Raw genomic sequence first — 25,013 nt, 5'->3', positions numbered from 1 at the left:
GTCCTCGATCATGTCCGCATGGGGAGCAAATCCGACGACGGGCGTTACCTGTCGAACGAGCCGTACGAGTCGGGCATGTTGCAGGTCGACGACGGTCATTCGCTGTACTGGGAGGTATCGGGCAACCCCGGTGGCAAGCCGGCAGTCGTGTTGCACGGTGGTCCTGGATCGGGAAGCTCTCCGGCCAAGCGAGGCCTGTTCGACCCGGACCGCTACCGCGTGGTCCAGTTCGACCAGCGCAACGCCGGGCGCAGCACTCCTCCGGCGACCGACCCCGTCGTCGACCTGTCGGCGAACACCACCCAGCACCTCATCGCCGACATCGAGGCGCTGCGGGTCCACCTGGGCGTCGAGCGCTGGCTGGTGCAGGGCGGCTCGTGGGGCGTCACGCTCGCTCTCGCCTACGCCCAGGCGCATCCGGAGCGGGTGACCGAGCTGGTGCTCGTGGCCGTGACCAGCGGCGACCGCCGCGACACCGACTGGATCACGCGCGACATGGGCCGCGTCTTCCCGCGCGAGTGGGAACGGTTCCGCGACGGCGTGCCCGCCGCCGAACGCGACGGCGACCTGTCGGCCGCCTACAGCCGGCTGCTCCACGACCCCGACCCCGAGGTCCGCGCCAAAGCCGCGCACGAGTGGTGCGTGTGGGAGGACACGCACGTGTCGTTGGCCCCCGACGCCGAACCGTTCCTGTCAGTCGCGGACCCGGACTTCCAACTGGTCTTCGCCCGCCTCGTGACCCACTACTGGTCGCACGGCTGCTTCCTGGAAGAGGGGCAACTGCTGCGCGACATCGAGCGGCTGCACGGAATTCCCGCCGTGCTGATCCACGGGCGTTACGACGTCAGCGGTCCGCTCGGCACGGCGTGGGCGCTGCACCGGGCCTGGCCGGGAAGTGAGCTCGTGGTCCTCGACGACACCGGTCACGGCGGAGGCAGCATGACTGCGGCGATCATCGCCGCCACCGACCGCTTCGTGAGTTCTTCCATCTGAATCTAGTTCCGGAACTTGAACGAAGTATTGATCCCTCCGCCTTCGTGCCCTCAAAGTGGTACAGACCACTTATCGAAGGTCGGAGGGATTCATCGTGGAAACCCCTGCTCTCCACACGCGACGCTCCGTTCTAGCCCTCGCGTTGACCGCACCCCTGATCGTGGCGCCGGCGGCTCAGGCCCTCGCTCAGCCGCCGTCCGCGCAGTGGGTGTCGGCGCCGTACACCTACACGATGCAGAAGCCGTACAACCTCGCGCTGAGCGCCCGCTACAAGTTCGAGGGCGGCGTGCACACGATGTGGGTCTACGACTACGACCAGCCCCACACCCAAGGCAGCCCAACGGATCCGCGCACCGAGATGCGCTTCAACCAGGAGTACTCCAGCGGCTCACGCGCCTGGGAAGGCGAGATCTACATCCCGTCCGGCGGCAGCGGCCCGACCGTCGTGCAGATCCTGCGCGGCAGCCGCCCGGACGGCACCCGCGCCACCGACGTGATGCTCAACGTCGCCAACATCAACGGCGGCACCCTGCGCAAGGACAGCAACCAGGTCGTCGCGACCGGCATCTACAACAAGTGGTTCAGGATCCGCGTCGAGCACACCGCTGTCGCGGGCGGCCGGGGCACCGTCAGGACCTACTACAACGGCGCCCTCAAGCTGACCCACCAGGACGAGGGGCCGGCGACGCGCTACTTCAAGAACGGCGTCTACCACCACGGCAGCGGCCGTGCGGAGGCCCGCTTCCGCAACATCACCTACTGGCGCCAGTGACCGGAATTTCGGTACAGCTCAGACGTTGCGGAGTCCGGCCTCGGTGTGGAGATCCTGGTCCAGACCATTAACCGAGGCCGGAGGACCACGTGACCCTGCCCCGTCGTTCCCTGTTCGCCCTGCCCGCCGTCGCCCTGCTCGCGACGCCGACGCCTGCGCAAGCGGCCCCCGCCTGGACGCAGACGCCGTTCACCTACAAGATCCAAAAACCGTGGAACCTGCCGCAGAGCGCCCGCTACAAGCACGAAGGCGGCGTCCACTCGATGTGGGTCTACGACACCGACGAGCCCATGAGCGAAGGCAGCAGCACCGACCCGCGCACCGAAATGCGCTGGGCACAGGAGTACTCCAGCGGCCAGCACGCCTGGGAGGGCGAGATCTTCGTGCCCAGCGGCGTCAACGGCCCCACCGTCATGCAGATCCTGCGCGTGCGCGGCGGCGACCCCGGCACGCCGGCCACCGACTTCATGCTCAACGTCACCAACGCCAACGGCGGCACGCTGCGGTACTACACGAGCACGGTCATCGCGGCCGGCATCTACAACACCTGGACCCGCATCCGCGTCGAGCACTCCGCCGTCGCGGGCGGCACCGGCAAGATCAAGGTCTACGCGGGCGGCGTCCTCAAGGCCACGGTGAACGACCGCGGCAGGGCCACCCGACACTTCAAGAACGGCGTCTACCACCATGGCAGCGGCCGTGCCGAAGCCCGGTTCCGCAACATCACGTACTGGCGCCAGTGACCCTAAGGTGAGGGCATGAGCTCACAGGTGGCGGTGGCATCGCTCGGCGGCACGATCACGATGACGGGCTCCGGTGCGGTGTCACCGACCCTGGGTGCGAAAGACCTCGTCCAGGGCCTCGAAGTGGGCGAGATCGCGACCCTGGCAACGATTCCGGGCGCCTCGCTCACGTTCACCACGCTGCTGGACGCCTTCGACTGGGCCGACAAGCAGGTCTCCCAGGGCGCCCAGGGCGTCGTGATCATCCAGGGCACCGACACCCTCGAAGAGACCGCGTACTTCTTCGACTGCCTGTGGCCGCACGAGGAACCGGTCGTCGTCACCGGCGCGATGCGCCACCCCGGACTTCCCGGCGCCGACGGCCCGGCCAACCTCGCCGCCGCCGTCGCCGTTGCCGCCGCCCCGAACTCACGCGGCCGCGGCGCCCTGCTCGTGTTGAACGACGAGATCCACGCCGCCCGCTGGGTGCGCAAAGCCCACAGCAGCCTGCTGAACGCCTTCGAGTCGTTCCCTGGCCCGCTGGGGCTCGTCATCGAGGGCGGCCCGCAGTACTTCCACCCCGCGCACCAGCTGCCCGCGTTGCCACGACCCCAAGACGTGCCAACGGTTCCGCTGATCGAGGCGACGCTGGATGACGACGGCTCACTCCTCGACTGGCTGAACGTGGGCGGAGTCGTCGTCGCCGCCACGGGCGTCGGACACGTCTCGGCGGGCATGGCCGAGGCGATCTCGCGTGCGCGTTTCCCGGTCGTGGTGGCGACGCGGACCGGCATGGGCACCACGTTCCGGAACACCTACGGCTTCACCGGGTCCGAATCGGACCTGATCAAGCGCGGTGTGGTGATGGCCGGATGGCTGTGCCCGCGCAAGGCACGTGTGCTGCTGCGGCTCGCGCTCGGCGCGCAAAGCCCTGTCGCGGACGTGTTCGCAGCCCGCGGCGAGATCTTCTGAGCGCTCTCGGACGCGTGCGCTCAGACCGCCGAGGGAGTGGTCCGCTCCTGTGCTTCCAGCAGCTCGTCGCCGTGCTCGACGATCCACTGGCCCAGCTCACGCAGCGGACCTTCGACGAGGCTCACGCCCAGCGCGCTCAACCGGTATTCGACGCGGGGCGGCGCGGCCGGGTAGCTGCGACGTTCGACCAGGCCGTTGGCGTGCAGCCGGCGCAGGGTCTCGGTCAGCACCTTGTCGCTGAGACCGCCCAGCGCGACGAGCAGCTCGGAACGGCGCCGCGGCCCGCCGCGCAGGCCGGCGAGCACGACCGGGTCCCAGGCGTGGGACAACAGCTCCGTGGCCGCGCGCAGCCGACAGTCCACGAGCAACTCGTCGTTCATGGCGCCATGCTCGCGGGTCCGTTTCCTACCGATCGGTGTGCGTCGGCTTCCTAGGTTAGCTCTCATGCGAACAGGAATTCTGGGCACCGGCACCCTGGCCGTCGCGTTGGGCACGAGGTGGATCCGCGCCGGGCACGAGGTGTTGGTGGGTGGTCGCTCACCGGACAAGGCCGCAGCCGCGGCCGCGCGAATGGGGACGGCTCGGGCCGTCCCCATGTCAGAAGCGGTCACAGGGCGGGACGCCGTGCTGCTCGCCGTGTCGTGGCAAGGACTCCCGGACGCCCTGCGCACCGCTGGGGCGGCCGAGGGTTCGCTGGCCGGCACGCCGTTGATCGACCCCACCAACGCGGTCGCACACGGCGTCGGCGAGCTGCTCACCCCGGACGGCCGGTCGGCGGCCGAACACGTCGCAGACTGGGCGCCGGGTGCCCGAGTGGTCAAGGCGTTCCACATGTTTCCGGCGGATCAGTGGAACGAGGATCGCGCGTCGGTGACCGTGGTGCTCGCCGGTGACCACGAGGACGCGCTGCGGATCACCGCTGACCTGGTGCGCGACGTGGGCGCACGGCCGGCGGTGCTCGGACCGCTGAGGCGTGCCCGGCAGCTCGAAGAAGTCGCCGGGTTCGTCATCGGACTGGCGTTCTCCGGCATCGACCCGGGCTCGGCGGTGCCGCGGACCTGATTTGCGACAGCGGCTCCGTTTTCACCCGAACGAGCCGCTGCCATGGAATGAATCCAAGCCCTACCGTCGAACGGCATGACCGCGATCATTTCCACCCCGTACAGCCGGGATCTCGGGGACGAGCTGCGCCACCTGAGGGAGTCCTGCACCTCGTTCCACGGCCGCGCGATGGCCATACAGCTCGGCTGGGACCCGAGCAAGGTGTCCGACATCGAACTCGGCAAGGTGCGGGCGAGCGAGGTCGATCTCGTCCAGTACCTGGCGACGTGCGGCAAGGACATCAACTTCGCCAACGAGTTCCGCAGCCGCTACTACAACGCCTTCGATCTGTTCTTCGCCCAGGTGACGGACAACGTGCGCACACTCGCGATGACAGAGGCGATGGCCACGAAGATCTTCTCCTACGACGTCCTGATCATGCACGGCCTGATGCAGACGGAGGATTACGCGCGGCAGCTGTTCGTCGACTCCCACATCGAAGCGCCCGAGGACATCGAGAGGCTCGTCCAGGTGCGCATGGAGCGGCAAACGATCATGAGGCGGCCCAGCCGGCCGGAATGCGTGTTCTACGTGCACGAGTTGGCTCTACAACTGCCGCTGGGTGATGCGCGTCTTCGCGAAGACCAGTACCTGCGCCTTCTCTTCAACACCCACATCCTCCGGGTCGTACCTGCAAACGTCTGCGCCTTCCGCTCACCGGCCACGCTGTACGAGTTCGGCAAGGCAGCCCCGGTGGTGTACAGCGAGTCCGAAACAGCTCAGGTGTGGGCGCAGGACACCGTCGCCGTTGCGCGGGCCAAGAGGCTCTTTGAGCGGCTGGATGCTGTCGCCCTGGATGCGGAACAATCGAAGCGCAAGCTGGCGGAGTACGTCAGCGGACTTCGAGAGGACCCTCATGACGGCGGAACGGACCTGGCGTAAGAGCAGTTACAGCAACGGCGGTACTGCCGAAAGCTGCGTGGAGGTGTCGCTGGCCGAGAACGCGTTGGTGCGCGATACGAAGAACGCGAGCGGTGACGTTCTCGCGTTCTCCAACGTTGCCTGGCGCGCCCTGATCAACTCGCTCTGACCACCGAGGTGTTCGCGGTCTCGACCGTCACGCGCACGGTCTGAGGCGCGAGCGACTGCAGGTACTGCGCGTGGTCCGAGCCGATCGTGTCGCCCAGCGCGATGAACGACAGGTGCGGCAGCTCGAACGCGGTGGTGGCGCAGAAGTCCTCCAGCCGGTCGAACCCGCGCCGGATGCCGGTCGCGTCGAGCCCGAACACGGCGGCCCGGTCGAGCTTGGCGGCACCGATGTCGAGCAGGTGCAACGCGTGCATGGCGTGCGTGAACGCCATCGCGCACACCTCGATGCGTGCGCAGGAGGCCAGCAGCGTCCGCACCATCGACGGGTGCAGCGACTTGCCGGACGTCCGGAGCACCACGTCGATGCCGCCGGCGCGGAACGCCTCGACGATCTCGAACAGGCCGGGCACGGTGAGAGGCTCTCCTCCGCCCAGCGTGACGGTTTCCGGGCGCATCGAGATGAGCGCCTGAGTGATGTGCAGCATTCGTTCGTGGCTGAGCCGCGCGTGTGCGACGTCCCAGGTGATGTCCATCGGGCCCCCTTCGGCGGATGACGCCGATCCCATCGGGGATCCAGTCCCGCTGTCAGGTGACCGTTGTCCCGACTTAGCGGGGACTTCCGAGTCCCGCCTCGCGGGCGCGGACGATGGCCTGCGCGCGATCGGCCACCTGCAGCTTGGTGAAGATCGCGGACACCCGGTTGCGCACGGTCTTGCCCGACAACGAGAGCCGGTGCGCGATCGAGGTGTTGTCGAGCCCGGACGCCATCAGCTCCAGCACGTCCCGTTCCCGGTCGGTGAGCTGCGGGAACACCACGGCCTTCGACGACGAGATCGCGGTGAAGTAGCCCATCATCCGTTGCGCGATGGTGGCGCTGAAGATCGCTTCACCGGCCCCGATCGCCTGCACGGCGCGCACGATCTCGTCGTCGTCGGTCGTCTTGACGAGGTACCCCCGCGCACCGGCCTTCATCGCCGCGAACACCAGTTCGTCGTCCTCGTGCATCGTCAGAACCAACACGCCCAACGACGGCAGCACGTCCAGGATCCGCTTGGCGGCCTCGACCCCACCCAGGCCGGGCATGTGCAGATCCATCACGACGACGTCCGGTTCGAGGTCCAGCACGACCGACACCGCCGACAGCCCGTCCGCCGCCTCGCCGACGACGTCGAGCCCGTCCTCACCGTCCAGCAACGCTTTGAGCCCGCGCCGGAACACCGGGTGGTCGTCCACGATGACAACGCGAGTCACTGGGCCTCCAACGGGATCCGCGCCACCACCCGAGTCCCATGTGGTTGCGCAGGTCCCACTGTGCACGATCCACCCAGCTCCGCACAGCGTTCTCGCATCGAGTCGAGCCCGACACCCGGCCGCGCGTCCGCCGCCACCCCACGCCCGTCGTCGACGATCTCCACCACCAGGTCGCCGTCGGTCCGCACGCTGATCACGCACGTCGACGCCCCGGAATGCCGCGCGGTGTTCGTCAACGCCTCCGCCACGATCCGATAGGCCGCCACCTCGACCGCGGCGGACAACCCGTCGATCTGCTCGGCCTCCACCTGCACCCGCAGGTCTCCGTGGAACCGCGCGGCCTCGTCCCGCACCGCCAACGCCAGCCCCTGGTCGAGGATCGGCGGCCGCAACCCGTCCACGAGCCGGCGCACCTCACCAGCCGTCGAGTCGACATCGCCCAGCACCGGATCCAGCACATCACCGAGCGACCGCCGCAACGCCCTGAGCTGCAACCGAATCCCGACCAACGCGGGCCCAACCCCGTCGTGCAGATCGCGCCGCAGCCGCAACCGTTCCTCTTCGCGCGCCCGCACGAGCCGTTCGCGCGCGAGCTGCAGATCAGCGGTCAGCTTGATCGACTGCGCGGCCGGCGCGGTGGAACGGGCGAGGTCGACGAGCAAACTCAGCTCGCGATCGCTCAACCGCTCATCGGGCGCACGGGGCTCGACGACGAGTTCGCCGACCAGCGAACCCCGATACGTCATGGGAAAACGCAGCAACGGCCACCCGCGACTGCGCCCGTGCTCGGCCAGCACCGACCCACCGCGAATCGCCACGTAAGGCAGCTTCAACGACTCCGCCACGGTCTGAGCCACCGTCGGCAACACGTCCTGCGACCGTTCGAGCTTCTCGCTCAATGTCGACAAAGCGCCATAAGGATCCGAGCGCTCCCCGAACAGCCACCGGTCGAGCCGCCGCTGCAGCCAACTGCGAATCGGCGCGAACACCAGCCCCGCCGCGACCACACCGATCACCTCGGCGTCGTTCGTGAACAGCTCGCCCGCCCCGACCATCACGCCGAGATAGACCAGCAGCAGCACCACAGTGAGCGACCCGTACAGCAACGACCGGTGAATCAGCAGGCTGATGTCGTACAACCCGTATCGCACGATCGCGATGACCGCGGCAGCCGGAAACGCCAGCACACCAACAACCCACGCGACGTGTCCGTCCGTCGTCTCCACCACGGTCGCCACGACGGCCAACGCCAACAGCGCGACAGCCCACACGAGCAGCCGCCGTTCATCACCTTCAGCCCGGCGCCACCGGATGAACAACGACACCACAGCCGCGATCACCGCGACGAGAGCCGCGAGCACCGCGACCAACGTGATCATCTTGGCCAGTCCGCCCCCAGGCATCTGCCAGAAGTCGGCGGGACTGCCCCACGACGCCCAGGCGATCCCGATCGTGCCGGCGAGAGCGCTGAACAACGACGCCCCGATGGCGATCCACCAGCGGTTGCTCAGCGGCATGCCGTTGGGGAAAACCAGTGCCACAGCAGGCAACAACGCGTAGGTGGGCCACCAGACCCACGCCTCGACCCAGCGGGCGGGGTGATCAGCGGGCTGGCCCGCGACCGCGACGGCGACCGCGCCGAACAAGCCCATCGTCAGCAGCAACCACCCGACGGCCGACCTGCGGACGTGACCGATCACCCGCACCCCGAGCAGGGTGCAGGCGAACGCGACCAGCCAGTTCCGCGGATGCGAGACAGCGCCGGTGACCGCTGTGTGCACGACGGCGTAGAGCACACACGCGGCCACCAACGCACCAATGACCCGAGCGAGGACGACCTCGCGTCGGGTCAGTCGCTGAGCCAGTGCCACAGGTTGTGAAACGGCGAACCGGCGTCGAGCGTGGAGATGCCTCCAGGCCAGCCCTGGAACGTCATGATCCGGTGCCGCAAGTCCTCAACGGTCATCGGTCTGGCGGGTTCGTGGGCGTGGTCGAAATCGACGTCCCCAGGCGGCGCGTTCATCGCGCGCGCCTGAAGCTCCGCGTACCAGGCGAGGAGCTCTTCGTCGGACATGTGCGAAAAGTACGGCGGTACCACTTTCTGCCCGGACTTCGACATGTCTGGAAGGAGTCGCAGGCACTCGTCTGGATACACGAGTGCCCACGATCCTTTTCGATCAGTTCAGGCCAAGATCACGGCAGGACCTGGATCTTGCGCCCCTTGCCCGCCTTGAACTGGTCCAACGCCCCCGCGTAGTCGTCCAGCGGCACCCTGTCACTGATGAAGATCGCGGGGTCGAGCACTCCGGTCGCGAAGAGATCCGCCGCGCGTTCGAACGAGTGCAGCACCGCCATCGAGCCGGTGATGGTGATCTCCTGGTTGTAGATCCTGTACGGCTCGATGGTCACCCGCGCCGAGTAGTCGGACACGCCGAACTGGAGGAAAGTCCCGCCCTTCGCGACCCGCCCGAGCCCGTCCTGGATGGCCTTCTCGTTGCCGGTGGCGTCGATGACGACGTCCCAGCCCTCCGGCCGGTCCAGCTCGTCCGCCGACCCCGCCACCGCGCTGACGCCCAGCTTGACCGCCGTCTCCAGCCGCTCCGCGTTGAGGTCCACGACCTCGATCGACGACGCCCCGGTCAGCTTCCCGAGCTGCAACATCATCAGCCCCATGGTCCCGGAGCCGTAGATCAGCACCCGCGAGGCCATGGACGCGCGCAACACGTCGTACCCGCGCACCGCGCACGACAGCGGTTCGATCAACGCCGCGTCCTCGGTCCGCACGTGGTCCGGCAACCGGACGCAGTTCGCCACCGGCGCCACCGCGTACTCGGCCGCGCCACCGGAAGTGGTCACCCCGATAGCGGCCCACCGTTCGCACAGGTTGTTCTTGCCGGCACGGCACATCCGGCACTCGTAGCAGTACAACGACGGGTCCACCGCCACCCGGTCACCGACGGACAGTTCGGTGACCTGCGACCCGATCTCCACGATCGTGCCGGCGAACTCGTGCCCCGGCACGACCGGCAGCGTCGGCGCGAACTCGCCCTGCAGGATGTGCAGGTCGGTCCCGCACAACCCGCAGGCTGCCACATCCACGACCACGGAACGCGGCCCGCACGAAGGATCGTCCACAGTGGTCACTTCGACGGACCCGACGCCGGTGATGACCGCTGCTTTCACTTGACCGCTCCCAACGACAGGCCCTGGACCAACTTGTCCTGGGCGGCGAACCCGGCGATGAGCACCGGCAGAGAAACCACGACCGCCGCGGCGCAGACCTTGGCCAGGAACAGCCCCTGCGACGTCACGAACCCGGTCAGGTACACGGGCGCGGTACCGGCGACGACACCGGTCAGCACCCGCGCGAACAACAGCTCGTTCCAGCTGAAGATGAAGCAGATCAACGCCGTCGCCGCGATCCCGGGCATCGCGATCGGCGCCACCACCCGGCGCAGGATCGTGATCAGCCCGGCGCCGTCGATCGACGCCGCCTCGAGGATCTCGCGCGGCACCTCCGACAGGAACGACCGCATCAGCCACACCGCGATCGGCAGGTTCATCGAGCAGTACAGCAACGTCAGGAACGAGATGTTGTCGAGCATCCCGGCGAACTGCGCGATCAGGTAGATCGGCAGCAGCGCCGCGACGACCGGCATCATCTTGGTGGACAGGAAGAAGAACAGGACGTCGGTCCACTTCTCGACCGGCTTGATCGACAACGCGTACGCGGCCGGAATCGCCAGCAGCAGCACGATGATCGTCGACCCGATCGACGCGGAGAACGAGTTGAGCAACGGCGGCCACGCGCCCCCGTCGAAGAACTCGGCGTACCCGTCCATCGTCAGCGGCGCCGCGAGCGAAGGCGGGTTCGTGGCCGCGTCCGTCTCGCTGTGCAGCGAGGTCAGGAACATCCACGCCACCGGCGCGAAGAACACGAGACCGGAGATCCAGGCGAGCAGACCCCAGATCCGGCCACCCCAGGTCTGCCTCATCGCGCCTCCTCCTTGAACAGCGAGGACACCACGCGCAACGCGAACGTCGCGATGGCGATCGACCCGGCCACCACGATCACGCCGGCCGCGGACGCCTCGCCGTACTCGTGGGCCTGGTAGAAGGTCTGGTAGATCATGTACGGCAGGTTCGCCGTGCCCAGACCACCGGACGTGATCGTGAAGACCGCGTCGAAGTTCTGCACGATGTAGATCGACCCGAGCAGCCCGCCGAGCTCCAGGTACTGCCGCAGGTGCGGGAACGTCAGGTACCGGAAGATCTGGAACGGTGACGCGCCGTCGATCCGCGCCGCCTCGACGGGTTCGACGGGCTTCGACTGCAACCCGGCCAGCAGGATCAACATCATGAACGGCGTCCACTGCCACACCAGCGACAGCACCACGGCGGACATCGGCATCGAGCTGATCCAGTCCGGCTGGGCGTCGAAGCCCAGCCAGTTCAGGATTCCGTTGAACAGGCCGTACTCCGGGTTGTAGAGCACGTGCTTCCAGATCAGCGCCGCCGCCACCGGAACCACGAGGAACGGCGCGATCAGCATCGTCCGGACGAACCCGCGACCCCGGAACTTCTTGTCCAGCAACAACGCCAGCCCGAGACCCAGCACCAGGCTGATCAGCACCACGGACGCCGTCAGCACGATGGTGTTCACGATCGACGAGCGCAGATCCGGGTCGGTGAACACGTTGACGTAGTTGTCGAACCCGGCGAACCCGCGGTTGGTGGGATCGAGCGAGTTCCACTTCATGAACGAGATGACCAGCGTCGCCACGAACGGCAGCTGCGTCACGACGATCAGGAAGATGAGCGCGGGCAACAACGGCGCCCGCCTCGCCCACTTCGGATACGTCTTGCGGGGGACGGGAGGCGGTCGGTCCACGACCGACCGCTCCTGACGCGTCAGAACAGCCATCTCACTGCCCCTTGTACTTGGCAGCGACCTTCTCCGCGAGCCCCTGACCGTTGTTCAGTGCGTCGTCCACCGTCACCGCGCCCGCGATCGCCGAGCTGATCTGCTGCGACACCTGCGTTCCCAGGTCGGTGAACTCGGGGATGCCGACGAACTGGATGCCCGGCGCCGGCCGCGGCTGCACACCGGGGTCGAGCGGCTTGGCGCCCTTGATCGCGGCTTCTGCCTGTGCGGAGAACGTGCCCGAGGACTGCTTGTACTCTGCGCGCTGGTAGGTCGACGAACGCTTGCCGTCCGGCACCTTGGACCAGCCGAGGTTCTTGCCGACGAGCTCCTCGTAGCCCTTGCCGGACGCCCACGAGATGAACTTCCAGGCCGCGTCCTGCTTCTTCGACGCCTTCTGGATGCCGAACGCCCAGGTGTAGAGCCAGCCGGACGAGTCGGTCTTCACGACCGGCGCCTGGGTGAAGCCGAGCTTGCCCTTGACCGGCGAGTCGTTGGCCTCCAGCAGACCGGCGGCAACCGTGGCGTCGTACCACATCGCGACCTTGCCCTGCGTCATGTTGTTCAGGCACTCGGCGAACCCGGCCTGCGGAGCGCCCGCTTCGCCGTAGTTGCGCACGAGGTCGACGTAGAACTTGGTGGCCTCCTTGAACTCCGGCGCGTTGACCTGCGCCTGCCAGTCCTTGGTGAACCACGTGCCACCGAAGGTGTTCACGACCGTCGTCAGCGGCGCCATGACCTGGCCCCAGCCCGGCTGACCGCGCAGGCAGATGCCGCGGACCTCCGGCGTGGCGACCTTCGCGGCGGCCTCGGCGACCTGCTGCCAGGTCGGCTTGTCCGGCAGCGTGACGCCCTTGGCCTCGAAGATGTCCTTGCGGTACATGAGGAACGACGACTCACCGTAGAACGGCTGCGCGTACACCTTGCCGTCCGCGGCGGTCAGCGACTGCTTGATCGGCGGGAGGATGTCGGCCTGGTCGAACGCGCTGTCCTTGGCCACGAAGTCGTCCATCGCCGCGAGCCAGCCGTTCTTGGCGTACATCGGCGTCTCGTAGTTGGAGATCGTCGCCACGTCGTACTGCCCGGCCTGGCTGGAGAAGTCCTGGCTGATCTTGTCGCGGACGTCGTTCTCGGGCAGCACGGTGAAGTTCACCTTGATACCGGTGTCCTTGGTGAAGTTGTCCGCGGTGAGCTTCTGCAGGTCCTGCATCTGCGGGTTGTTCACCATCAGGACGTTCACCGAGTCCGAACCGCTGCCCCCACCACCTCCAGCGCCCGCGCAGGCGGAAGCAAGCAGCAACACGGCGGTAGCGGCTCCGAGTGTGCGGATAGACAACATCGTCTTTCCTTTCGCGAACTTTTGGGCGCGCTGAAGAGGGGAAGGGGAGGTTGATGAGGGGAGCTTTCATAAACCTCAGGTTTATGAAAGCTCCCCTCATCAACCTCAGGCGCGGATGACCTTGGGGCCGAGGAGGGTGTAGCGGTGCGCCTCGTGGGCGGAGAGGCCGCTGTCGGTGACGATCGCTTCCAGGTCCGTGACCTCGGCGAACCGGTGGAAGCTGGAGACGCCGAACTTGGTGTGCGTGCCGACGAAGATCTTCCGCCGGGACGAGCTGAGCGCTTTGGCCTTCACCGCGCCGACGGCGGGGTCGGGCGTCGTCAGGCCGTGCTCGCGGGAGATGCCGTTGGCACCGATGTAGGCGAGGTCGATCACCATCTCGCCCAGCATCCGGGTGGTCCAGTGATCCACCGTGGCCAGGGTGTGCCCGCGAACCCTCCCACCCAGCAGCAGAACCGTGCAGGACGGGTGCTCGGACATCGCCGCCGCGGTCGGCAGCGACGCGGTGATGATCGTGAGCGGATTGGTGGTGGGCAACGCCTCCGCGACGAGTTGCGGCGTGTAGCCCTCGTCGATGAACACCGTCTCGGCGTCGTCGATCCGTTCGGCCGCGGCCTTCGCGATGCGCCGCTTCTCCGGCACGTGCGACCCGGCGCGGAACCGGAGCCCGGTCTCGAAGCCGGCGCTCTCGACCGGGACACCACCGCCGTGCGTGCGACGGACCAGACCGTGTTCGTCGAGCACGCGCAGGTCGCGCCTGACCGTTTCAGGGGCGACGCGCAGCTCCTGCGCCATCTCCACCACGTCGACGCGACCGTCGGCGCGGGCCCTGGCCAGGATGCGCCGTTTGCGTTCCTCGGCTCGCATGTCACCTGCCCACTCGGTTAACCATGTTGCCCGTTCGGGCTGTGCCTAGATGAAACACCCTCAGCACACTGTGGCCGCCACCACAACTAAATGAGATGCTGCCCGATTTTTGCCCGGTTCACACGACGAAAGCCGCGCCCACCTGGGGCGCGGCTTCCGGGCATGCCCGAATGAACAATCCGAATGGCCCGTTTCTAGCCCAACCACGCAGCGGCGTCAGCGGGCAGTTGACCGTTGACCAGCGGGACGCTCGTCAACGCCGGCAGGCCGGGCAGGTCGATCGGAGCGTTCGACAGGTTGACCACACAGGTGTGGCTGCCGCGGGTGAACGCCAGCACGTCCGGCCCGAGATCGAGCCACTCCAGCTCGCCGTCGATCGCGCGCCGCCGCGCGAACACCCGCCGGTACAGCTCGAGCATCGATTCAGGATCGCCGGTCTGCGCCTCGACCGAGAAGTCCTGCCAGTTCTCGGGCCGCGGCAACCAGCTCGGACCGTCCTCGGCGGACCAGGGGAGTGGCACGCGGCAGCCGTCACGGCCCCGGTCGGTGAAGCCGGAGCGGTGCCACACCGGGTCCTCGCGCAGCTCGTCCGGCAGGTCCTCGACCTCCCAGAGTCCCAGTTCCTCACCCTGGTAGACGTACACGCCACCGGGCAGCGCGGCCGTGAGCATGATCGCCGCACGGGCCCTGCGGGTGCCGATCTCGAAGTCGGTCGGGGCGCCGTGTTGCCGGTCCGCGAAGGAGAATCCCGTCTTCTCCCGGCCGTACCGGGTCACGTGCCGCGTGACGTCGTGATTGGACAGCACCCAGGTCGGTGGCGCGCCAACGGGTTCGTGTGCGGCCAGCGTGCTGTCGACGACGCTGCGCAGCTCCTGGGCGTTCCACGGGCAGCAGAGGAAGTCGAAGTTGAACGCGCTGTGCATCTCGTCCTGCCTGAGATACCTGGCGAACCGGACGGGGTCCGGCAGCCACATCTCGCCGACGAGGATGCGTTCGCCGTCGTACTCGCCCACGATCTTGCGCCACTTGCGGTAGATCTCGTGCACGCCGTCCTGGTCGGAGTACGGGAGATCGGCGTCGGGTTTGCTGAAGTCCTTCACCAGGCCGTCCGCCACGTCGATGCGGAACCCGTCGACGCCGCGGTCGAGCCAGAACCGCAGGATGTCCTCGAACTCGCTCTCGACGGCGGGGTTCTCCCAGTTGAAGTCCGGCTGCTCGGCGGCGTAGAGGTGCAGGTACCAGCGTCCGTCCGGGAGCTTGCTCCACGCAGGCCCGCCGAAGCGCGACTGCCAGTCGTTCGGGATCTCTTCTCCGTCGCGGACGTGGAAGCGGTCCCACAGGCCGTCCCGGAACCACGGGTGCTGGTCGCTGCAGTGGTTCGGGACGAGGTCGATGATGATCCTGATGCCGAGCCCGTGCGCGTCCGCGATGAGTTTCTCGGCGTCGGCAAGGGATCCGAAGACCGGTTCGACGTCACGGTAGTCGGCCACGTCGTAGCCGCCGTCGGCCAGCGGGCTCGGATACCACGGGTTGAGCCAGATCGCGTCGAAGCCGAGGTTCGCGATGTGCTGGAGCTTGGCGCGGAGGCCGGCCAGGTCGCCGATGCCGTCACCGTTGCCGTCCGCGAAGCTGCGCAGGTAGACCTGGTAGATGGATGCGTTGCGCCACCAACTCATCTGAAGTCCTTTCAGCCTTTCACGCCGCCCGCGGTGAGCCCCGCGAGGATGTGCCGCTGGAACGCCAGGAACAGCGCCACCATCGGCAGGCTCGCCAGCACGAGGCCGGCGAGCAGGAGGTTGATCGGGGTGTCCGGGGCGAAGCGCTGCAGCGCCACGCTGAGCGTCTGCTTCGCCGGGTCGGGGAACACGAGCAGCGGCCAGATGAAGTCCTTCCAGGCCGCGACGACCGCGAAGATCGAGACGACGGCGAGGATGGGCCGCGAGATCGGCAGGACGATTCTCGTGAGTGTCGTCCAGGTGTTCGCACCGTCGATCCTGGCCGCCTCCAGCAGTTCTTCGGGGATCTGGTCGAAGAACCGCTTGAGCAGGTAGACGTTCAGCGCGTTCGCCGCGGCCGGCAGCCAGATGCCCGCCGGGTTGTTGAGCAGGTCGAGGTCGGTGAGGGTGAGGTACACCGGCACCAGAACAGCCGTCGACGGCAGCATCAGCGTGGCCAGCATCAGGCCCAGGACCACGTTGCCTCCCCACGGCCTCAGCTTGCTGAGCGCGTAGGCCGCCGGGACGATCACGGCCATCTGCACGGCCCACGCGCCGATCGCGACGACGAACGTGTTGAGGAAGAACCGTCCCAGGTCCATGTAGTTCCACGCGTCGACGTACGCGCCGGGCTCCCACGTCGCCGGCAGGATCGTCGGGGGCTGCTGCGCGAGTTCCGCCGGTGGTTTGAACGCGCCGAGCAGCACCCAGATCAGCGGGAGCAGGAACGCCGCGGTGAACAGGACCAGCGTGATCGTGAGGACGATCCAGTAGGTCTTTCCGGTTCCCCTGGTGAGAGTCCTCATCCGTCGGCCTTCTTCGTGATCTTCAGGTAGAGGAAGGAGAAGGTGCCCAGCACCGCGAACAGGATCAGGCTCAGCGCGCTCGCGGTGCCGAAGTCGTTGTAGTAGAAGGCATAGCGGTACAGCAGGAGGAGCACCGTGACCGTGGACTCCTCCGGGCCGCCGCCGGTCATGACGAACGGCTCGGTGAAGATCTGCATGGTCGCGACCACTTGCAGGAGCAGCAGCATCAGGATCACGAACTTGGTCTGCGGGATCGTGACGTGCCAGACCTTCTTGAGCACGCCGGCGCCGTCCAGGTCCGCGGCCTCGTACAGCTCGCCGGGGATGGTCTGCAGCGCGGCCAGGTAGATCAGCGTGGCCGAGCCCATGTTCGCCCACGTGATCACCAGGACGAGGCTGATCATGCTGGTGCTGCTGGAATCCAGCCATTGGGAGGTCGGCAGGCCGAGTCCTCTCAGGACGGAATTGAACAGGCCGGGTCCCGGGTCGTAGAACCACTTCCACAGCAGGGCCGTGACGACCGGCGGCAACATCACCGGCAGGTAGACCAGGAGGCGGAAGTAGCCCTTGGCGTGCCGCAGTTCGTTGAGCACCACGGCGGTGAGGAACGGGACGCCGAAACCGATGATCAGCGCCAGTACCGTGAAGTAGAACGTGTTGCGCCACGCCACCCCGAACAGCGGGTCCGCGAAGAGCCGTTCGAAGTTCTCCCAGCCCACCCAGTCGGGACTCGTGACGAAGTTGACCTGCTGGAAGCTCAGGACCACCCCGCGCACGATCGGGTACCAGGAGAACACCGCGAAGACGACCAGCGCGGCACTGAGAAAGCCGTACGCGGTGACGTGGCGCCGCACCTACTTCACCTGGGCCAGGACGGCGTTGACCTTCGTCTCGGCGTCCTTGAGCAACGCCGCGTGGTCGGCGTCCTTGTTCGTCAGCGTGGCCTGCACGACGCTGTCGAGGATCGCGTAGACCTGCTGCGCCTGCGGTGGTTCGAGCGAACCTTTGGTCTGCTCCGAACCGTCCACATAGGCCTGGAAGTTCCGCACCGGCATGGTGGCGTACTTGCCCTTGAGCTCTTCCTGCTTCTTGCGCGGCTCGCCGGTCCAGATGTCGGCGATCGGCGGGATCGGCAGGCCGACGGGCTGGCCGCGGTCCTTGTACTTCTGCAGGTTCTGCTCGAGGCGGTCCGGGTTCAGGTACTTCCACTGGATCCACTTGAGGCCGGCCTTGATCTTGTCCGGCGTGGCCTTGGGGTTGATCATGTACCCCTCGCCGCCGAGCAGAGTGCCCTGCCGGCCGGGAATCGCCGCCAGTCCGTAGTCGTCGTACTCGCCCTTGAACTGGTTGACGATCGCGGCGACGTTGTCGGGTGCGGCGAGGTACATGCCGAGCTGGCCCGCGCCCATCATGTTCTGCACGTCGCCGATCTCCAGGAGCTGCTTCTCGCCCATGGAGTTGTCGTCCCAGCGCATCTCCTTGAGACGGCGCAGGACTTCCTTGCCCTTGTCGTTGTTGAAGTCGGCCTTGTAGGTGTCGCCGTCCTTGCGCGCGATGTCACCGCCGACGGACTTCATCCAGGTCGTGAAGTGCCAGCCGCCCTGGTTGCTCTTGCTGTACTCGGCGAACCCCGTGACGCCGGCGTCCTTGAGTTTCTTGGCGGCTGCTCTGACCTCGTCCCACGTCTTCGGTGGCTGGTCGGGGTCCAGGCCGGCCTTGGTGAAGTTGGTGCGGCTGTAGAGCAGGCCCATCGTGTAGTTGGCGGTGGGCAGGCCGTACACCTTGCCGTCGACCGTGAAGACGTCCTTCAGCTCCTGCTTGAGGTCGCCGTAGTGCGGCACGTCCTTGACGTAGTCGGTGAGATCGGCGGCCTGTTTCCTGGCGATGAGCGCGGCGGGATCGGTGAAGTAGACGTAGAAGACGTCCTCCAGCTGCCCACCGGCGAGCTTGGCGCTGAACGTCTTCGGGTCCATGAACCCCTCGTGCGGCACGAGGTCGATGTCCTGGTTCTGCTTCTCGAACTCCGCCACGTCCTCGTCGAAGACTTTGCGGTCGAACGCCTGGGTCTGCGGCGGCTGGCCGTTGATGTTGATCGTGACCTTGCCGCCGGGCTCGGTCGTGGAACCGCTCCCACAACCGGTGACCAGGACACAGCCCAGCAGCACGGCAGCGGACTTCTTCATGGTGGGGCCGCCCTTCTCGCGAGCGCGTCGATGTGACGGCGACCATAAGTCGTCGTTACATCTGTACGCAATATCTAGACGAAAACTCGCAAGAAGCCGACTGCTCGGTTACCTCACGGGAGCACTGGAGGCCCTCACCACCAGTTCGGGCTCGAAGAGCAGCTCGTCGGGCGCCACCGCGTTGCCCGAGATCTGGTTGGCCAGCAGCTCGACCGCGGCCCGACCCATGGCCTCGATGGGCTGCCTGACCGTGGTCAGCGGCGGATCAGTGCAGGTCATGAAGGCCGAATCGTCGTATCCGATGATCGACACGTCCTTGGGCACGTCCAATCCAGCGCGCCTGACGGCCCTGATCGCCCCGAGCGCCAGCGGATCGCTGGCGCAGATGATCGCCGTGACCCCGCGCTGTACGAGCTTCGTGGCCGCCGCCTGCCCGCCTTCGAGCGAGAACATCGCGTGCTCGACGTCCGCGCCCCCGCACTTGGTGAGCGCTTCGAGCTTGCGCTGGCTGGGCACGTGGTCCGGCGGCCCGAGCACGGCCCCGATCCGCTTGTGCCCCAACGACGTCAGGTGCCCGTACGCCTGCTCCACCGCCACCGCGTCATCACACGAGACCCGCGGGAACGCCAGGTCGTCTATCGCGGCGTTGACCAGCACGGCAGGGAGTTTGCGGGACATCATCTGCTGGTAGTGCCCGTGACTCGCGTCCTTCTGCGCGTACAACCCGCCCGCGAACACGATCCCGCTGACGTGCTGCTCCAGCAGCAGTTCGAGGTACTCCGCCTCGGTCACCCCGCCGGCCGTGCGCGTGCAGAGGACGGGCGTGAAACCCCTTTGCGCCAGCGCGTTGCCGACCACGTCCGCGAACGCCGGGAAAATCGGGTTCTGCAACTCCGGCAGCACCAGCCCGACCAGCCTGGCCCGCTCACCCCGCAGCTGCGTGGGCCTTTCGTATCCCAGCACGTCAAGCGCGGTGAGCACGGCACTTCGCGTGGCGTCCGAGACGCCCGGCTTGCCGTTCAGCACCCGGCTGACCGTCGCCTCGCTGACCCCGACCTTGGCCGCGACCTCGGCCAGCCTCCGTTGCGTCATGGCGCAAGTGTACGCAAGTTCTTGCGCTCGCTTGCAGCACCACGCTCACCCTCTCGGCAGGCGCCCGCCGAACCGCGCCTTGGATACGCTCCAAGGCCACCGCAGGCGAGGGGAGACCGCGATGGCCGCCGACCCAGTCCAGCCCGTTCCCGCTCCTCAACCCCCTGAACCACCGCAGCCGGTGGTGCCGGTCGACTGGTTCCGTCGCATGCCGACCGGCGGCGGCACGGTCTACCTGCGGCCCACCGACTGATCAGGTGCCATGCGATCACGCGTGCTCGTCTACTTCGGCAGCCTGCTCGCAACGATCGCACTGATCAACACGCCGGTACCGAAGATCGTCGTGTCGGCGGTGCTCAACCCCGAGGCCGGCGACGCTGTCGCGCGCAGCCTCGGTTCTATCACCAAGGACCTCGTGCTGGTGCTGCTCATCTCGATCTACTTCGAGTGGGTCCGCACCAAGGAACAGGGGGAGTTGCTGCGGGACATCGACCGCAAGCTCGATGTGATGAGGGACGACACGCGTCCCGCGCCCGCGGTCAGGAAACTCGTGCTCGACGCCACCTCCGCGGATGAGCTGATCACCACCGCGCTCAACCGCCACATCCCGCGTACGGCGGACAAGTCGACATTCGTGTCGCTGCTGCTGTCGACGAGGCCTGCCCACCATGACGTATCGATGACTCTTCGCGTCGACAAGGTGGCCGACGGAAGGGTGTATCACAGCAGCCGTTACGAGTTGACCATGCCGAGGGGGCCACTGTTGGTTGCGGTGACCTCGTCACCCACGCACACGACCGCGCTGTCGGACGCATGTCCTGAGCTGTTCGACGTCGCGACGCTGACCACCGCGACGTCGTTCGACGAGGCAGTGAAGGCCTTCGGGGAGAAGCTCGAATGCTATGTCGAGCCGAGGTCCGGCGTGACGAAACGGGTCGAGTTCCGGAGGGTGGCGACGAACTCGGTCCGCAAATACATATCTCCGCCGGTAGGTATGACGGCGTCTGATCTGGTGCTCTTCCTCGCGGATCTCAGCCGGGAGGACGACGAATTTGTGAGGGTGCGGCACCACCTTCGTTGGTCACAGGACATCGCAGAGCACTTCTCGTGGTGGTACGCCGATCGTCCGATGTTCGTCAGAACTCTCACCATGGACATGAGAGAACTTGTGCGGAACCAAGGGCTGAAGGTGTTCGTACAGGTCTTCCTCGGCAGCGTCGAGAACCTGATGCTCGATGCGGAGGACGGGTACCTCTCGCTTCGGCTGGACCGGTGGGTGGTGCAAGGGCAGGGCGCAGTGGTGGTTTGGTGATCAGCTCATCGCTTCTCGCCACAGCAACGCCACCCCGTGCCCCGGCAGCAACCACGACCGCACGTCCAGGTCGTCCAACTCGCCGGCCTCCAACCACTGCGCGGACGTCGTGGCCGACCGGAAGGTGAAGGGCATGACCCGGAACTCGTGCCTGGGGGACTGGTCGACCGCGAGCCCGGTGGCGTCGAAGCTGATCGTGTCCACAAAGGACGGATAGGGCGACTGCCAGTAGCAGAAGCCGTCGTTGGTGCGCTGCAAGGTGCGGGACCAGACGGTGAGTCCGCGGATCGCGCGCACCACGTGGTCGTCGGCGATGCCGTTGAGATCGCACTCGAAGATGCGCAGATCGCTCATGTGATCCAGCGGGCTGAGCTTGCCCAGCGGGCCCGTGGACTCGCGGAAGAACGTCAGGTAGTTGCTCCACTGGTCGAACCTCACCTCGACCGGTGGGATCTGACTGGGTTCGGCCGAGCGGCGCTGACCTTCGTGGTCGAGGTAGTCGATGGCGATCTGGGTGGAGTGGCGCAGGTCGTCCACGGACTCGAGGAACAGCGACGAGTCCGGGATGAAGTAGAGCTCGAACAACGGATAGCGGCAGGCGGCGCTGATGGTGTCGCGCAGCGTGGCGTTGGAGGTGGCGAAGATGACGAAGCGGTCGGCGGGGACGCTGTTGCGGAACTGGTACCGCTGCGTCGTCCTCAGGTGGTACGTCTTCGTGTCGATGCCCTGCAGTTCGAGCTTGACCGTGGTGCCGGTGCTGATCGTCAGGTCGTCGCCGCGCGGGCGCATGCCGTCGCCGCCGAGAACACCTGCCACCACGTCGTCGTTCGCGGCGTTCGGGCCGTACACGGACGAGAGGAACGTGCGCAGCACTTCCGCAGGCAGCAGGTGTTCGACGATGCCGGGTCCGGAGATCCGCCCGATCTCGGCGACCAGGCGCTTGTGCAGGAACAGTTCGTAGGCGCCGAGCAGGAAGCCCGCCAACGCCGGCAACGGCCAGAGCACCACCAACGCGTCGTGGAGCACGCTCCGTGAAGTGGGTTGCCACAGCAGCACGGCGGTCAGATCGGCAGCTGCGACAGCCAACAGCAGGAACGCGACGGCTAGCGCTTGTTTGTGCCTGCGCGCTAACACCACCTGGTCGCCGCCCCCTCACACCACCGGTTCTGCATACATGGTGGGAGTGAAGTGGGATCAGCGCCAGCCCCTTTCGGTCAATGCCGTATCAGCGGGTCTTGTTCCAGATCGGGTTGTCCGACACCCCGACGTAGGTGCTCAGCGTTGCTTTCGGCTTCGTGTCGTCGGTGGCGAGGTCGTTGTACAGGCCCAGCAGGTGGGTGGTCATCGCGCTTTTCGCGCCCACTTCGTCGTGCCGCCGGAGGAACCAGACGACCTGTTCGTGCTCGTTCGCCGAACGGTTGTGCACCTCGCGGGACGGATGAGCGTGCCGCTTGCAGTCCTGCAGGCCCGGCACGAGTGTCTGGTACATCTGCTCCAGCAGCTCGTTGTGCGACGCGCGGATCAGCGCCGAGTGGAACTCCTCGTCCGACTCGATCATCTCCTGCACGTCGTCGACGGGCGCCCGCTGGTAACGGCGGTTCAGCTTGGCCAGCTCGTCCAGTTCGCCGTCGCCGGCGCGAACAGCGGCAAGGCTCGCCGCCGTGGTCTCCAGCGCGATGCGCACTTCCAGCAGGTCCGTGAGGGAGAACTGCCTGGCGGCGAGCCTGCCCTCGAGGTGCTCCTCGACGGCGGCCAGGTCGGTGCGGCGCACGTACCAGCCCAGGCCGCGGCGCACCTCGACGATGCCCTGGAGCTGCAGTCGCTGAAGAGCTGTACGTAGCGACGACCTCGCGACATCCAGTTTGCGGGCCAGTTCGGGTTCCGTGGGGAGGCGATCGCCCGCTTTGAGAGTGCCGCCGATGATCTGCTCCCTCAGCTTCTGCTCGATGAGCTCCGGGAGAGGGCGGCGCGAATCCGGCGAGAGCGACCAGCTCTCGCCGAGATGGGACTCGTCGGCGGGCATTGGTTCAGTTTAGGCCTATCGCAGTCTGGTTGCAACTTGTCTGGCAACCTGGCGACCGTTGACAGACAACCTACAACACGGGACCCTAAGTACATGGCGAGACGCCCAGGACCGCCCACACCTGGGAGCACGGACTCGCCTAGTCGGGAGGGAATCGAGATGTCCGCAGGGAGTGCACTCGGAATCGCAGCAGCCGTCGCAGTCGCCGTCACCGCCATCGGATGGCGGACCGTGCTCACGATGGTCGCCGTCTCAGTGATCGCGCTTGCCGTCGTCGGCTTCGTGAACGTCACCAGCATCATGTTCAGCTGATGAGCAAAACCCGCTGATGAACAGAACCACCGGTGCCCGGATCGCGAACTCGCGGTCCGGGCACCGGTCCGTTCCGGCCTGTCCGCACGTAGTTCAGGGCATGAAGTCAGTAGAGTTGTCCGTCATCACGGCGTCGATCGGGCGGTGTCGTGACTCCATGGCGTCGGGGGACGTGAGTACGGGGTCTTCGGTGATGAGTTCACCCATCGCGAGCGCACATGCGTTGCATGCCGCGATCGCGCCTGCGGAAACACTGGTCGACGAGCGGCGCACGCTGTACCGCCTCGCAACCGGCTTGTTCGCGCCCGGCACGCAGTTGTCGGACAACCTCCTCGACCATCCGATCGTCCGGTACGAGATCGGCAAGGCCCTCGCGGGCAAAGGCGATCTCGACCAGGAGTTGCTGCGCGACGTCGCCGCCATGCGCGTGCGCGACGCCGGGTTGCCGGTCGCGGCGGATCCGGACGCCGCGAACCTGCTCGAGGCGCCGTTGCGGATCATCGCCCCACCGGGCACGTCGCCGCAGCCGCTGACCGAGGCGGACGGGGAGCGGTTCGAGGCGGCGCTGGCGATCGTGGCCGACGGAGTCCGTCTGCTGCGTCGGCTGGTACCGGAAACGGCCCGCGACCTGCTCGCGCACGTGTCGATGTTCGCCGTGCTCAAGAAGGAGACTTCCGGCGGCGTGGTGTCGGCCTCGTCGCGCTATGTGCCCGGCATCGTGCTGATCGACGAGCCCACCACGCCGATGGAGGTCGCCGAGGCGCTGGTTCACGAAGGTGCGCACGAGAAGTTCTTCGACCTGGCCATCACCAGGGAGTTCCTCGACGCCGGCGCCGAGGACGTGGAGTTCTTCGAAACCTCGTGGTCGCACGCCCGCTGGCCGCTGGAGCAGACGTTCGCCGCCTGGCACGCCTACAGTTGCCTCGCCCAGTTCTTCGAGTCGTGCGATGACGAGCCGCTGGGCCCGTTCTCCCTGCTGCCCAAGGCGCGGGAGCGGGCCGACGAGATCGGCCGCTGGCTGATCTCCCACGAGGCCGATCTGCGTGCCGACGCGCGATGGCTGTTGCGAGAGCTCACCGGCCAGTCGACCGCCGCCGAGCACGCCGATCTGAACCGAGGCGCGTCGATCGCGCATCACGTCCGCTTCCGCGTTCTGCCGGACGTGCGGTTCGAGCGCTCGACAACGGGGCGCGTGGTGGTGGGCCGTTTCGGGCAACCGCCGGAGATCTACTGGCTCGACTCCGACGCCGGCTGGGTGCTGGCGCTGCTCGGGGACGGGCGGGAGACGTCGTTCGACCACGTGCTGGCGAGCGCTGTGGACGAGTGGGGAGTGGAGTCCGGCTCTGCCGCACACCGTCTCACCGTCGCACTCCACTCGCTCATGGCGGCCTCGATCATCGAGCCGATGTCATGAGCGCCGGCTTCACTTCTGGGGGACATCCGATGATCAAACCAACTCGGCCGGTACGTCTGTCGCGCTCCAGAACGGGTGCAGTTGTGCGGCTTCCCGTGCCGCCGACGGGGGTACCCGTGCAACGGCCGGTGGTTCCGGTGGACTGGTTCCGGCGTATGCCGAACGGGGGAACCGTCTACACGCGAC

28 protein-coding genes are annotated in these 25,013 nt (G+C 67.0%); 11 read left to right on the top strand and 17 right to left on the bottom strand.

The window, feature by feature from the left end:
- Positions 1-18 precede the first annotated feature (18 nt).
- The 4 genes from pip to G7043_RS21280 all read left to right on the top strand — a co-directional run bounded on the left by pip (position 19) and on the right by G7043_RS21280 (position 3,459).
- A complete protein-coding gene (gene pip / locus G7043_RS21295) occupies positions 19-993 on the top strand; it encodes a prolyl aminopeptidase (protein ID WP_166047918.1) in 975 nt (324 codons plus the stop codon).
- Positions 994-1,087: 94 nt separating this feature from the next.
- On the top strand, positions 1,088-1,765 hold the full coding sequence (locus G7043_RS21290) for a polysaccharide lyase family 7 protein (protein WP_166047916.1): 678 nt from the start codon (positions 1,088-1,090) through the stop codon (positions 1,763-1,765).
- Positions 1,766-1,854: 89 nt separating this feature from the next.
- The gene (locus G7043_RS21285; protein WP_166047914.1) at positions 1,855-2,508 is read left to right on the top strand and encodes a polysaccharide lyase family 7 protein; all 654 of its coding nucleotides are present in this window, start codon (positions 1,855-1,857) and stop codon (positions 2,506-2,508) included.
- A 15-nt stretch (positions 2,509-2,523) separates the two neighbouring features.
- Entirely contained in the window at positions 2,524-3,459 is a 936-nt protein-coding gene (locus G7043_RS21280; protein WP_166047912.1) for an asparaginase, read from the top strand.
- Between the two features lie 20 nt (positions 3,460-3,479).
- On the opposite strand, the gene G7043_RS21275 is transcribed toward G7043_RS21280, so the two are convergent.
- A complete protein-coding gene (locus G7043_RS21275; protein ID WP_166047910.1) occupies positions 3,480-3,839 on the bottom strand; it encodes a winged helix-turn-helix transcriptional regulator in 360 nt (119 codons plus the stop codon).
- A 64-nt stretch (positions 3,840-3,903) separates the two neighbouring features.
- Here G7043_RS21275 and G7043_RS21270 point away from each other — a divergent pair, with 64 nt between their 5' ends.
- The 3 genes from G7043_RS21270 (at position 3,904) to G7043_RS21260 (ending at position 5,590) form a co-directional block, all read left to right on the top strand.
- Positions 3,904-4,521 (top strand): NADPH-dependent F420 reductase, encoded by a 618-nt coding sequence (locus G7043_RS21270; RefSeq protein ID WP_166047908.1) that lies wholly within the window; start codon positions 3,904-3,906, stop codon positions 4,519-4,521.
- A gap of 75 nt (positions 4,522-4,596) precedes the next feature.
- On the top strand, positions 4,597-5,442 hold the full coding sequence (locus tag G7043_RS21265) for a helix-turn-helix domain-containing protein (protein ID WP_166047906.1): 846 nt from the start codon (positions 4,597-4,599) through the stop codon (positions 5,440-5,442).
- On the top strand, positions 5,417-5,590 hold the full coding sequence (locus tag G7043_RS21260) for a DUF397 domain-containing protein (RefSeq protein WP_166047904.1): 174 nt from the start codon (positions 5,417-5,419) through the stop codon (positions 5,588-5,590). Before G7043_RS21265 ends, G7043_RS21260 begins: the two co-directional genes overlap by 26 nt.
- Here the strand turns inward: G7043_RS21260 and G7043_RS21255 are convergent.
- From G7043_RS21255 to G7043_RS21190, 14 genes are all read right to left on the bottom strand, one after another.
- Positions 5,577-6,122 (bottom strand): hypothetical protein, encoded by a 546-nt coding sequence (locus tag G7043_RS21255; RefSeq protein WP_166047902.1) that lies wholly within the window; start codon positions 6,120-6,122, stop codon positions 5,577-5,579. The two genes, G7043_RS21260 and G7043_RS21255, sit on opposite strands and share 14 nt — an antisense overlap.
- A gap of 73 nt (positions 6,123-6,195) precedes the next feature.
- Positions 6,196-6,840 (bottom strand): response regulator transcription factor, encoded by a 645-nt coding sequence (locus G7043_RS21250; RefSeq protein WP_166047900.1) that lies wholly within the window; start codon positions 6,838-6,840, stop codon positions 6,196-6,198.
- Positions 6,837-8,648, bottom strand: a complete 1,812-nt coding sequence (locus tag G7043_RS49935) for a sensor histidine kinase (protein ID WP_166047898.1) — start codon at positions 8,646-8,648, stop codon at positions 6,837-6,839. Before G7043_RS49935 ends, G7043_RS21250 begins: the two co-directional genes overlap by 4 nt.
- A 41-nt stretch (positions 8,649-8,689) precedes the next feature.
- The gene (locus G7043_RS21240) at positions 8,690-8,914 is read right to left on the bottom strand and encodes a hypothetical protein (protein WP_166047896.1); all 225 of its coding nucleotides are present in this window, start codon (positions 8,912-8,914) and stop codon (positions 8,690-8,692) included.
- Positions 8,915-9,033: 119 nt separating this feature from the next.
- On the bottom strand, positions 9,034-10,023 hold the full coding sequence (locus tag G7043_RS21235; RefSeq protein ID WP_166047894.1) for a zinc-dependent alcohol dehydrogenase family protein: 990 nt from the start codon (positions 10,021-10,023) through the stop codon (positions 9,034-9,036).
- Positions 10,020-10,835: a carbohydrate ABC transporter permease gene (locus G7043_RS21230; RefSeq protein WP_166047892.1), complete on the bottom strand. Its 816-nt coding sequence runs from the start codon at positions 10,833-10,835 to the stop codon at positions 10,020-10,022. Before G7043_RS21230 ends, G7043_RS21235 begins: the two co-directional genes overlap by 4 nt.
- The gene (locus G7043_RS21225; protein ID WP_166047890.1) at positions 10,832-11,764 is read right to left on the bottom strand and encodes a carbohydrate ABC transporter permease; all 933 of its coding nucleotides are present in this window, start codon (positions 11,762-11,764) and stop codon (positions 10,832-10,834) included. The genes G7043_RS21230 and G7043_RS21225 overlap by 4 nt, the downstream gene beginning before the upstream one ends.
- A gap of 1 nt (position 11,765) precedes the next feature.
- Positions 11,766-13,103 (bottom strand): ABC transporter substrate-binding protein, encoded by a 1,338-nt coding sequence (locus tag G7043_RS21220; protein WP_166047888.1) that lies wholly within the window; start codon positions 13,101-13,103, stop codon positions 11,766-11,768.
- Positions 13,104-13,208: 105 nt separating this feature from the next.
- Entirely contained in the window at positions 13,209-13,970 is a 762-nt protein-coding gene (locus G7043_RS21215; protein WP_166047885.1) for a DeoR/GlpR family DNA-binding transcription regulator, read from the bottom strand.
- Between the two features lie 194 nt (positions 13,971-14,164).
- Positions 14,165-15,646: a glycoside hydrolase family 13 protein gene (locus G7043_RS21210; protein ID WP_166047883.1), complete on the bottom strand. Its 1,482-nt coding sequence runs from the start codon at positions 15,644-15,646 to the stop codon at positions 14,165-14,167.
- 11 nt (positions 15,647-15,657) lie between these two features.
- A complete protein-coding gene (locus G7043_RS21205) occupies positions 15,658-16,491 on the bottom strand; it encodes a carbohydrate ABC transporter permease (RefSeq protein ID WP_166047881.1) in 834 nt (277 codons plus the stop codon).
- Complete coding sequence (locus G7043_RS21200) at positions 16,488-17,345, bottom strand: carbohydrate ABC transporter permease (protein WP_166047879.1); 858 nt, start codon at positions 17,343-17,345, stop codon at positions 16,488-16,490. Before G7043_RS21200 ends, G7043_RS21205 begins: the two co-directional genes overlap by 4 nt.
- Positions 17,346-18,674 carry an ABC transporter substrate-binding protein gene (locus G7043_RS21195; RefSeq protein ID WP_166047877.1) on the bottom strand — a complete coding sequence of 443 codons (1,329 nt, stop codon included), beginning with the start codon at positions 18,672-18,674 and terminating at the stop codon, positions 17,346-17,348.
- A 108-nt stretch (positions 18,675-18,782) separates the two neighbouring features.
- Complete coding sequence (locus tag G7043_RS21190; RefSeq protein ID WP_166047875.1) at positions 18,783-19,766, bottom strand: LacI family DNA-binding transcriptional regulator; 984 nt, start codon at positions 19,764-19,766, stop codon at positions 18,783-18,785.
- Between the two features lie 121 nt (positions 19,767-19,887).
- On the opposite strand from G7043_RS21190, the gene G7043_RS49440 reads away from it, so the two are divergent.
- Positions 19,888-20,019, top strand: coding sequence for a hypothetical protein (locus tag G7043_RS49440; RefSeq protein ID WP_278185805.1), 132 nt, complete (start codon positions 19,888-19,890; stop codon positions 20,017-20,019).
- 21 nt (positions 20,020-20,040) lie between these two features.
- Complete coding sequence (locus tag G7043_RS21185; protein ID WP_166047873.1) at positions 20,041-21,078, top strand: hypothetical protein; 1,038 nt, start codon at positions 20,041-20,043, stop codon at positions 21,076-21,078.
- Here the strand turns inward: G7043_RS21185 and G7043_RS21180 are convergent, their stop codons facing one another.
- Positions 21,079-22,164, bottom strand: coding sequence for a hypothetical protein (locus G7043_RS21180; RefSeq protein ID WP_242642473.1), 1,086 nt, complete (start codon positions 22,162-22,164; stop codon positions 21,079-21,081).
- Between the two features lie 139 nt (positions 22,165-22,303).
- Entirely contained in the window at positions 22,304-23,101 is a 798-nt protein-coding gene (locus G7043_RS21175) for a FadR/GntR family transcriptional regulator (RefSeq protein WP_166047871.1), read from the bottom strand.
- Between the two features lie 159 nt (positions 23,102-23,260).
- On the opposite strand from G7043_RS21175, the gene G7043_RS21170 reads away from it, so the two are divergent.
- Together G7043_RS21170 and G7043_RS21165 are read left to right on the top strand one after the other, a co-directional pair.
- Entirely contained in the window at positions 23,261-23,413 is a 153-nt protein-coding gene (locus G7043_RS21170) for a hypothetical protein (RefSeq protein WP_166047870.1), read from the top strand.
- 193 nt (positions 23,414-23,606) lie between these two features.
- Entirely contained in the window at positions 23,607-24,827 is a 1,221-nt protein-coding gene (locus tag G7043_RS21165; protein WP_166047868.1) for an aKG-HExxH-type peptide beta-hydroxylase, read from the top strand.
- The last annotated feature ends 186 nt before the right edge of the window (positions 24,828-25,013 follow it).

Source organism: Lentzea alba (assembly GCF_011067745.1).
GTDB lineage: Bacteria > Actinomycetota > Actinomycetes > Mycobacteriales > Pseudonocardiaceae > Lentzea > Lentzea alba.
Note: the sequence above shows the minus strand (reverse complement) of the source record. Positions and strands in the feature narration are given on the sequence as shown.